Annotated in this window: 7 protein-coding genes and 1 pseudogene; 7 read left to right on the top strand and 1 reads right to left on the bottom strand. The window is 61.4% G+C overall.

Annotated elements, in window-relative coordinates; translation table 11 throughout:
- Together SYN63AY4M2_RS14270 and SYN63AY4M2_RS11960 are read left to right on the top strand one after the other, a co-directional pair.
- Positions 1–214: pseudogene (locus SYN63AY4M2_RS14270) on the top strand (RNA-guided endonuclease TnpB family protein); the annotation flags it as partial.
- Between the two features lie 61 nt (positions 215–275).
- Positions 276–1,805: a peptidase S10 gene (locus tag SYN63AY4M2_RS11960; RefSeq protein WP_011430719.1), complete on the top strand. Its 1,530-nt coding sequence runs from the start codon at positions 276–278 to the stop codon at positions 1,803–1,805.
- A gap of 23 nt (positions 1,806–1,828) precedes the next feature.
- On the opposite strand, the gene cysS is transcribed toward SYN63AY4M2_RS11960, so the two are convergent.
- Positions 1,829–3,349, bottom strand: a complete 1,521-nt coding sequence (gene cysS, locus SYN63AY4M2_RS11965; RefSeq protein WP_011430718.1) for a cysteine--tRNA ligase — start codon at positions 3,347–3,349, stop codon at positions 1,829–1,831.
- A gap of 348 nt (positions 3,350–3,697) precedes the next feature.
- On the opposite strand from cysS, the gene SYN63AY4M2_RS11970 reads away from it, so the two are divergent.
- From SYN63AY4M2_RS11970 to SYN63AY4M2_RS11990, 5 genes are all read left to right on the top strand, one after another.
- Positions 3,698–5,341 carry a LysM peptidoglycan-binding domain-containing M23 family metallopeptidase gene (locus SYN63AY4M2_RS11970; protein WP_240530542.1) on the top strand — a complete coding sequence of 548 codons (1,644 nt, stop codon included), beginning with the start codon at positions 3,698–3,700 and terminating at the stop codon, positions 5,339–5,341.
- A 93-nt stretch (positions 5,342–5,434) separates the two neighbouring features.
- Positions 5,435–6,775, top strand: coding sequence for an FIST N-terminal domain-containing protein (locus SYN63AY4M2_RS11975; protein WP_011430716.1), 1,341 nt, complete (start codon positions 5,435–5,437; stop codon positions 6,773–6,775).
- Between the two features lie 150 nt (positions 6,776–6,925).
- A complete protein-coding gene (locus SYN63AY4M2_RS11980) occupies positions 6,926–8,704 on the top strand; it encodes an ABC transporter ATP-binding protein (protein ID WP_011430715.1) in 1,779 nt (592 codons plus the stop codon).
- A 147-nt stretch (positions 8,705–8,851) separates the two neighbouring features.
- On the top strand, positions 8,852–9,607 hold the full coding sequence (locus SYN63AY4M2_RS11985; RefSeq protein ID WP_011430714.1) for a response regulator transcription factor: 756 nt from the start codon (positions 8,852–8,854) through the stop codon (positions 9,605–9,607).
- Between the two features lie 93 nt (positions 9,608–9,700).
- On the top strand, positions 9,701–10,294 hold the full coding sequence (locus tag SYN63AY4M2_RS11990) for an IS607 family transposase (RefSeq protein WP_099887406.1): 594 nt from the start codon (positions 9,701–9,703) through the stop codon (positions 10,292–10,294).
- Positions 10,295–10,325: the final 31 nt, after the last annotated feature.

Genomic DNA, 10,325 nt, shown 5'->3' on the forward strand with positions numbered 1-10,325 from the left:
AAAGGTGTTTAGATGCCCAAAGTGCAACCATAGGCTACCACGAGATTGGCAAGGCGCTCTGGGTGTTATGCTCAGGGCTTTGCGGGATACCGCCTTTCTGTTTGGACTCCGTCCGAGTAGCGCGGTCGCGTCAGCGTCGCGTAGTGACAACGGAAACGGACAGAATGCTATCGCTTCACCGCTGAGCAGTAATGCTCAGCAGTGTTCAGCGTAAATGTATCAGATCCGGCAACTTGTGATTCACTGGATCAGCAAGTTGTGGATCCCGTGTCTCTATGCCTGCAGAATCCAAGTCCACTCCTGTCCTGCACACCACGGAGCACACGTTCAACGCCGGGGGAAAGTCCTTCCCCTACAGGGCGGTGGCCGGCTGGCAGACCCTCTTCCGGCGGGAAAAGCCGGTAGCCGAGATCTTCCACGTCGCCTATCTGAGGCAGGAGGTTGACTCCCGACAGCGGCCTCTCACCTTCGTCTTCAACGGCGGGCCGGGGGCGGCCTCTGCCTATTTGCACATGGGATCCCTGGGGCCGAGACGCCTCCGCTTTGGGCCCAACGGCAGCTTGCCGCCCTCGCCAGTGCAACTGGTGGATAACGGCGAAAGTTGGCTGCTGTTTTCTGATTTGGTCTTTGTCGATCCGGTGGGGACGGGGTTCAGCCGCGCCCTGCCCAAGGAGTCTCAAGACGCCAAAAGTTCTCAGGAAAAATCCGATCCGGCGGCCAAGCCCACCCAGGCGGAGGAAAAGGAAGACGAGCCCCCCAAGGAGGCTCCCTTTTGGGACGTGGAGCGGGATTTGCAATCCTTGGGCGAGTTTATCCAGGGCTTCCTCTCGCGCTACAAGCGCTGGCTCTCTCCCATTTTCATTGCCGGCGAGAGCTACGGGGGCTTTCGGGTGGCGCGGCTGGCCAAGGAGCTGCAAGCCAAGTTTGGCGTGGGCCTGTCGGGGGCTATTCTCATCTCGCCGGCCATCGAGTTCGGGCTGCTGGAGACCACCGATTACAACCTCAGCACCTGGGCAATGCTTTTCCCCTCCTATGTCGCCACAGCAGCCTATCATGGGCGGTGTGGCTGGGGGGAGGATTTGCAGATCCTGCTGCCCAAAGCAGAAGGCTTTGCCCGCCAGCGGCTGTTGCCCCTCTTGGCCATGGGAGAGGCGATGCCAGAAGCGGAGCGGCAGGCCATCTACGCGGAGATGGCGGCAGGGATCGGACTCTCGCCGGAGTATGTGGCCCACAAGGGGGGGCGGATCGACCCGGCCAGCTTTGCCCGCGAGCTGTTGCGCTCCCAGCGGCTGGTGCTGGGGCTCTACGACGCCTCTGTAACCACCGTGGATCCCTTTCCGGATCGGCCTACCTTCGAGGGATCCGATCCCACCTTAGATGGGGTAGATCGCCTGTTTACTGCCGCCATCAACAGCCACCTGCGGGAGACCCTGCAGGTGGACACGGAGCTGACCTATCACCTCCTGAACCTAGAGGTGTTCAAGTCCTGGCGCTTCGCCCCCAAGGGGGAGCTCAAGCAAGGGTTCATCGGCGCCATGGACGAGCTGCGCAGCAGCATGGCCCTCAACCCCCACATGCGGGTGAGCATTCACCACGGCTTCTACGACCTGGTCACCCCTTACTTTGCCTCCAACCACCTGGTGGATTTGATGAAGCTGGATCCCCGCCTCAAGGCCAACCTCACCCTGCGCCACTACCGCGGCGGCCACATGTTCTACACCTGGGATCCCTCGCGGGCCGAGTGGTTTGCCGAAATGGCTGAGTTTTACCGAAAGGCCGTTTCCAGCTCGGGGATCCCTGCGTGATGGGCAATCCCAACCCCGCCTGCCTACTGCCGCAGCCAACGGGTGGTGCCGTCTTTTTGGTCGATAAGGGTGATCCCCAGAGCCTTTAACTGCTCCCGAATGCGATCGGCTTCGGCAAAGTTTTTCGCCTTGCGGGCCGCCGTGCGTTGGGCCACCAGCTCTTCAATCCGCGCGTCTTCAAGGGGTGGAAGCTTGGCCAGTTCCCCGTTGGCGGCAGCTTTCTCGGATCCCTGGGCAGGCTGGGGCCAGCAGAAGCCCAGCGTGGCCAAGATCTCCAGCAGGGCGGCGCCCTTCTGCCTCAGCAAGTGCGGCTGCAGGTGGGTGTGGCCCTGGTGGGTCAAGAGGTTGTGCTCGCGGATCAGTTCCTTGGCCAGCTCAAAGGCAAGAGCCAGCGCCCCAGGGGTGCCGAAGTCGTCGTCCATGGCCGTCTGGAAAGCCCTCATCGCCTCGGAATCGGGGGATCCCCCTTGGCCAAACTGCTGGGCGCAGTGGATCCCTTTTTGGAGAGTCTCCCAGCCGTGGCTGGCCGCCTCCATTGCTGCTTCAGTGAGGTCAATCGGGCTGCGGTAATGGGTCTGCAGCAGGAACAGCCGCAGGGCCATGGGGTGATAGAGGGCAAGGGCCTGTCGTAGGGTGGTGAAGTTGCCCAAAGATTTGGACATCTTCTGGCCGTTGACGTTGACAAAGCCGTTGTGCAGCCAGTACTTGGCCAGCGGCTTGCCGGTAATTGGCTCGGATTGGGCCAGCTCGTTCTCGTGGTGGGGAAAAATGAGGTCTGCCCCACCAGCGTGAATGTCGATGTGATCCCCCAGAGTCTCTCGCACCATGGCCGAACACTCGATGTGCCAGCCCGGTCGCCCCCAACCCCAAGGGGACTCAAACCCCGGCTCGGAAGGGGGGGCCGCCTTCCAAAGGGCAAAGTCAAAGGGATCCCGTTTGCCAGCGCCCTCTTCTCCCACCCGGCCGCTGGCCCCTGCCTCCAGCTCCTCCAGCTTGCGACCGGAGAGCTGGCCGTAATCCGGGAACTTACGGACGGCATAGTAGACATCGTAAGCAGGAGTCTCCCCCTGAGGGGCGAGGGGATCCCGTACCCGGTAGGCAAAGCCCTTGAGCTCCAGCGATTGGATCAGCTCGAACATGGCCCGCAGCGATCGGGTTGCCCTGGGGTAGAGATCGGCCCGCTTGATGTTGAGGCGATCCATATCTTGGAAATACTCGGCGATGAAGCGTTCCGCCACCGCCTGCATCGACTCGCCCCGCTCTAAGGCCCGCTTGAGGATCTTGTCGTCCACGTCGGTAAAGTTCTGCACATACTTCACCCGGTAGCCGCGGCACTCCAGGTAACGACGCACCATATCCCACACCACATAGGTGCGCGCGTGGCCGAGATGGCAGAGGTCGTAAACCGTGACGCCGCAGACGTACATCCGCACCAGCGGCTTCTCCCCGCCCGCCGCCTCGTCGGCAGAAATGGACTCAGAGCCACCGAAGGGTTGAAACACTTCCTTACGGCGAGTCAAGGTGTTGTAGACAACCAAAGTCATGGAGAATCCTGGTTTGTAGTTTCAGCTACAGCAAAGCGGGCTTTATCTTCCAGATCGGCACGGTGGCACACTCTGTTCTACATCGGATAAGGCTCGACAAAATCTCAACAGGCCGAAGGCTGAAATCATTGTGGGACAAGCATTTTAGCTGAAGTTACCTGCAAAGACTTGTCTAGATTTATTAACTACGGTACTCTAACCTGAGTGCGAACCAACGTATTCATTATCGAACTGCGCTTGGGCTTCACCGGCCTCGGTGGAGCTTGCAGCAAGGGGCCGCTGGCCTCAATTTTGACATCTTCTCTTTCACTCTAGTGTCAGCCTGTTGGTGTGAGGATGCCCCAAAGATTGACGTTCTCAGATGCCCAGGGGAGGGAGCTGGACATCCATAGCGCTGCCGTGAGCACCCTTTCTCCGCCCAAGGATCCGGCAGGGATCCCGACCGCTCAGGAGCGGGCTGCCGAGGGGGGAGAGCCGGCACTTCTGTCTGCCCCGTCAAGACTCCGGTGGGCTGGCTTAGCCCTTTCTCTCAGCTTAACGGGCCTGGTGTGGCTCCTGAAGCTGGAGGCCGATCCCCACGCCGATGCCCTGGAAGAGTCGGGGCCGGCCCCCTCCGATGAGCCAGCCGAGCTAGAAAATCCAGATCCCTCGACCTTGGCTCCGGCGCGACGGGGCTACCCGAGGTGGGCCACCGGCCTCTTGCTCATGCTGGGCTTGGCGGGGGTGGCCACGCTGCATCAACGCCAGCTTTCTCGTCACCCTTGGGGATCCCGGCTAGCGGAGCCGATTCCGCCCTCGGTGCACACGCTGTCCGGCGCCCTGCAGCAGAACTACGAGCAAAAAAAAGCCCAACTGCGGCAAGCCTTCGAGGCGGGCCAGATCCCGACTGGGGAAGGGCCCCGAGGCATTCTCGAGCATGAGGTGCAGCCGGGGGAAACCCTCTGGCATCTGACCCAGATGTACCAGCTCGATGCCGCCGCCATCACTGTCTCCAACGGCATTCAAGCCAGTACGCCGCTGCGGCCAGGGCAGAAGCTGCTGATCCCCAGCCAGCCGGGATTGATCTACAGCGTCAAGCCGGGAGATACACTGGAAGACATTGCCAACCGCTACCGGGTTCCGCAGCAGCGGATCATCGAGGCAACTCCCCTGGATCGGCCTGAGTATCTGCGCATTGGCCAACGACTGCTCATCCCCGGCGATGTGGGCGAGCTGATCCGGCGCGAGAACGAGATGCTCGCCCGCCGCGAGGCAGAAGAACGCCGCCGCCAGGAAGAGGAAGCCCAGGAACAAGCTCGATTACAGGCCAAGCAGCAACGCCAGGCCCAGCAGATGCAGCAAGAACGACAGGCCCTCTTGGCCGGTGGCTCGCTGGTCCACACGGTGGGAGCTGGCGACACCATCGAGCGGATTGCCGCTCGCTATGGGGTGACGCAGCGGTCGATCATCCAGGCTAACCACTTGCGCAATCCCCACTGGCTACGCATTGGCCAACGCCTGACAATTCCGGCGCCTGGCACGCAGCCCGCCCCGCCGGCCCCCGGGCGACGAGCCCGGAGCCAATCCCAAGCTCGGCCAGCGCCGGCAGCTCCTCCTCCAGCTCTTCCTCCGGCCCGCAGCAGTGGCTTCATCTGGCCGGTTGCGGGGCAAATCACCTCCGGCTTTGGCTACCGTCGCGGTCGCTTCCATGCCGGGGTCGATATTCCCGGCCCGGTGGGATCCCCCATTGTAGCCGTTCAGGAGGGGGAGGTCATTTTTGCCGGCAATGCCGGGGATGGCTACGGCAATCGCGTCGATATTCGCCATCCCAACGGGATCGTTACCCGCTACGCCCACGGTCACCGGATCTATGTGTCCAAGGGCCAGTATGTGCAGCAGGGCCAGGTAATCATGAGCCGGGGCAATACGGGCCGCAGCACAGGGCCACACTTGCACTTTGAAGTCCGCCCCGGCGGGGGCGCGCCTGTGGATCCGCGGCCCTATCTGCCCTAAACACGTTTCAAACAAGAGGCTGCGCAGAACAGCCAGTCCCGGGCATAAATTGCTAGCCTAAAAAAGCAAACTCCAGACCGTAGGAACACGCCGATGCAGTGGGTGAACGCGCTCTCCCAGCTCCCTTCTCTGGAAGCGGCTCTGCGGCAGGTGGTGGAGGAAGCTAAGGCTAAGCTCCAGGTAGCCCAACTGAAGAGCGCCCTGACGCGACAGGTGCAGGCGGTGGGATCCGGCAGCCTGCCGGGGCTGCTCACCGGGTACGTCCCCTCTCAGCCGCTGCGGCCCAACTTGGGGATCCTGTTTGTGTCGGCGGCCTTTGCCAGCGAGTACATTCGCGTGCTGCCCCTGTTGTCGGAGCTGTTGGAGGTGGACGTTTTGATCGGCTGCTCCGGCGGCGGGATCGTGGGTGGGGGGCATGAAATTGAGGAGGGGCCGGCCCTGTCGCTGTCTTTGGCGGTGCTGCCGGATGTGGCCTTGCACCCTTTTTATTTGCGGGGAAACCAATTGCCCGACTTGGATGCACCTCCTTCGGCCTGGATAGACTTGGTTGGAGTTTTGCCGCAGAGCAAGCCCCATTTTCTGCTCTTGGCGGATGGATTTTCCTCTCGAATCTCTGAGCTGTTGCAAGGGCTGGATTTTGCCTATCCGGGGGCGGTCAAGGTAGGGGGATTGGCCAGTGGCGGCCGCGGCCCTCGCGGCAATGCTCTGTTTTTGCTGGATGCGCGTACCCCCACACCCCGGCGGGAGCTGTATCGGGAAGGCACGGTGGGGCTGGCCCTCTCCGGCAACGTGGTGCTAGATGCGGTGGTGGCTCAGGGATGTCGCCCGATTGGGGATCCCTTGCGCGTCACCGAAGCGGAGGGGAATGTGATCCTCAGCTTGGAGGGGCGTCCTCCTTTGGCGGTCTTACAGGATTTGGCCGAACGGCTCAGCCCATCGGATCAACGCTTGGCCCGCCAAGCTCTCTTCATCGGCCTGCTGATGGACGAGTTCAAATCCGAGCCGACGTCGGGAGATTTTCTCATTCGCGTGATCCTGGGCATCGATCCACGGGTGGGGGCGATCGCCATCGGGGATCGGGTGCGCCCCGGCCAGACGGTGCAGTTTCATCTGCGCGATGCCCAGACTTCGGCGGAAGATCTGCGGTGGGCCCTCAGCCGCTATTGTGCCGAGCGCAACCTACAGCAAAGCTACCCCGCAGAACGCTCCTCTCAACCCAAGCCGGATCCCTGTGGGGCGCTGATGTTCTCCTGCCTGGGACGAGGCAAGGGGCTGTACGGTACCCCCAACTTTGACTCGCAACGGTTTCGGGAATTGCTGGGAGAGCTACCCCTGGGGGGCTTTTTTTGCAACGGCGAGATCGGCCCGGTGGGGGGATCCACCTTTTTGCACGGCTACACCTCCTGCTTTGGGATCTTCCGGCCCGCCCGCTAAGGTTTTGGCAATCCTGAGCTGAGTTTGTAGCTGAGACCCAGACTCCCTCAGCGACGCTGCCGAAGTCCTGGAGCTACCCCAGCGGGGAAAGAAGGGAAGCTGGAGCGGTGGTCTATAATCCTGCCAATTCCTCGATCGCCGCCCTCAGCCATGGCCGATGTCGCTCCGGTTGTCACTTCTGCCCTTCTGACTGTTCAGGGGTTGCGGGTTTTCTTGCCCAGCCGCACTGCCGGCAGCCAGGCAGAATGCTTGGGATCCCCGGTGGTGGATGGGCTGTCCTTTCAACTGGGGGCCGGACAAGTCCTGGGCTTAGTGGGGGAATCCGGATCCGGCAAGACCATAACCGCCCTGACGCTGATGGACTTGCTGCCCAGCTCCGCTCGGGTGGAAGGCACCATTCTCTTCCAGGGCCCCCAGGGAACAGTGGACTGGCTGCGGCTGGATCCCCGGCAACGGCGGCGCTACCGCGGCTCCCAGATCGCCATGATCTTCCAAGAGCCGAGCACCGCCCTCAACCCCCTCTACACCTGTGGCCAGCAGTTGCGGGAAACCCTGAGGGCCCACACCTCCCTCCCCCCAGCGGAGCTCCGCGCCCAAGCCATCCGCCTGTTTGAGGAAGTGCAGCTTTCTCCCCAGATGCTGGAGCGCTATCCCCATCAGCTCTCCGGCGGCCAGATCCAGCGGGCGGCCATCGCCTGTGCCATCGCCTCTAACCCCAAGCTGTTGATTGCTGATGAGCCGACTACCGCCTTGGATGTAACGGTGCAAGCCGAGATCTTGCGCCTGCTCCGGGATCTGCAGCAGCAGCGACAGATGGCGATCCTCTTCATCACCCACGACCTCAATTTGGTGGCGGAATTGGCGGATCAGGTGGTGGTGATGTGCCGGGGCCAAGCCGTGGAACAAGGATCGGTGAAACAGATCTTTTGGGATCCCCAGCACCCCTACACCCGCGGCCTGCTGGCCTGTCGCCCACCGTTGGAGCGGCGGTTGCGGCGGCTGCCCACCGTCCAGGATTTCCAGGAAAAGGGGGGATCCCTCGAGGAGCGGTGGCAGCAACTGGAGATCCCAGCCGCCGAAGAGGAAGAACGGCTGCGCCAGATATGCAGCCAGCCCCCTCTGTTGCAGGTGCGGGAGTTGCGCACCCACTATGCCGTCCGTCGCGGGCCATTGGGCCGCCAGGTGGGCGAGATCCGAGCTGTGGACGGGATCAGCTTCGACCTGTATCCAGGCGAAACCCTGGGGGTGGTGGGCGAGTCCGGCTGCGGCAAAACCACCCTGGGGCGAACCCTGTTGCGTCTAATCCGCGCCAGTTCCGGCCAGGTAATCTACGACGGAGAAGACTGGCTCCGCCTGCCGCCTCGGCGCCTGCGCCGCTTGCGCCGCGAGATCCAGCTTATCTTTCAGGATCCGGCAGCCTCTTTGGATCCGCGCATGAGTGTGGGAGCCAGCGTCATGGAGCCGATGGTGCTGCACGGGATGGGGAGAAACGCCGCCGAGCGGCGAGCACGAGCCCAACGCCTGTTTGAACGAGTCGGGTTGGATCCCGAGGCGCTGGATCGTCTGCCCCACCAGTTTTCCGGCGGGCAGCGGCAGCGGATTTGCATCGCCCGCGCCCTGGCTTCGGAGCCGCGCCTGCTCGTCTGCGACGAGGCAGTGTCTTCCCTGGATGTCTCCGTACAGGCCCAGGTGCTGAACTTGCTCAAGGATCTGCAGGAGGAGCTGGGACTGACCTATCTGTTCATCTCCCACGACCTGAGCGTGGTCAAGTTCATGAGCGACCGCATTCTGGTCATGAACCGAGGCCGCATCGAAGAAATTGGCCCTGCCGCTCAGATCTACCGGAACCCGCAGCAGGACTATACCCGCCGCCTCATCGCCGCCATTCCCAAAGGGGATCCGAAAAAGCGTGCCCGCCAAGCCGGATGAAGGGTCTCCCCTGGAGCCGCGCCCACCCGCCTCCCGGCCAGATTTGCAATGAGGCTAGAATTAAGTAAACTTTGAGTCGTAAAGCTTTGGACTCTTGTTAGCTGATTTAACAAAACGTTTTATCCGCAGTTTGGGCTGCAACCGGCTATGGCTCGCATACTCATCATTGAGGACGACCCTTCAATTCTGGATATTCTGCGTATCAATCTGGAGTTGGCGGGCTATGAGGTCGTGAAGGCCACCGATGGGGTACGCGGACAAGCACTGGCTCTGCAGGTTCTTCCGGATCTCATCATTCTCGACCTGATGCTGCCCCAGGTGGACGGCCTGACGGTTTGCCAGCGCTTGCGGCGGGAGGAGCGCACCAGCGAGATCCCGATCCTGATGCTCACCGCCCTCGGCCAAACCCAAGACAAGATTGAAGGCTTCAACGCTGGCGCCGACGACTACCTGACCAAACCCTTTGAGGTGCAGGAGCTGCTGGTGCGGGTGCGGGCCCTGCTGCGACGTGCCGATCGCATTCCCCAGACGGCCAAACACGGCGAGATCCTCACCTATGGCCCCCTCACCCTGGTGCCAGAGCGCTTCGAGGCGGTGTGGTTTGGCAAAACCATTAAGCTCACCCACCTGGAGTTTGACCTGCTCCACTGCCTGATGCAGCGGCACGGCCAGACAGTCTCCCCCAGCGAAATCCTGCAGGAAGTGTGGGGCTACGAGCCCGACGACGACATCGAGACCATTCGCGTCCACATCCGCCATCTGCGCACCAAGCTGGAGCCGGATCCGCGCCACCCCCAGTACATCAAAACTGTCTACGGGGCGGGCTACTGTCTGGAGCTGCCCAACATTGCCGATCCCCAGCCGCTGCAGCCGGAACTGGCAAAAGACTCCTCTTCCCCGTAAAAACCACCTGCCGTAGGAGAGCATGACTCTAGTCAATGATATGCTGGACTATACTGAAAATAATGTACAGTATGTTCAGTATGGCTGCTTGGTATGGCTAGGTATGTAAAACCGAGAGAAGCGGCGGATTATTTTGGGGTGTGTCTCCACACCTTGAGGCGATGGGAACAGAAAGGCTGGATCAAAGCAATACGTACACCATCCGGTAGGGCAAGAAGGTATGACCTCGACAGCTACATCAGAACACCAAAGAAAGACAAACGAGTCGTTTTGTACGCCCGAGTCAGCAGTCGAGGGCAAAAACCAGACTTGGAGAGACAGATTGCAAGACTGGTTAACCTCTATCCTGGAGCCGAAGTGGTCGGAGAGGTTGGCGGCGGTCTCGACTTCAAAAGACCAAAGTTCCTTGCCTTATTGGAACGAGTCCGTGCAGGAGATATCGGAACAATTGTGGTCGCTCACCGGGATCGACTCTGCCGGTTTGGATTTGAGTTCGTTGAGTGGTACTGCCGTCAATACGGATGCGAAATCTTGGTTCTCGATGACGATCACCTTTCTCCCCAGCAGGAACTGGTTGAGGATATCCTCACCATCCTGCACTGCTTCAGCAGTCGGCTCTACGGACTCAGAAAATACCGGGCTGCAATCGAGAAAGATACGGATTTATCCGGAGCCAGCGCTGGCTAAAGTTTGGAAGCGGTGGCAAGCGGCGTGCCGG

It is taken from the genome of Synechococcus sp. 63AY4M2, from assembly GCF_002760475.1.
Lineage (GTDB): Bacteria > Cyanobacteriota > Cyanobacteriia > Thermostichales > Thermostichaceae > Thermostichus.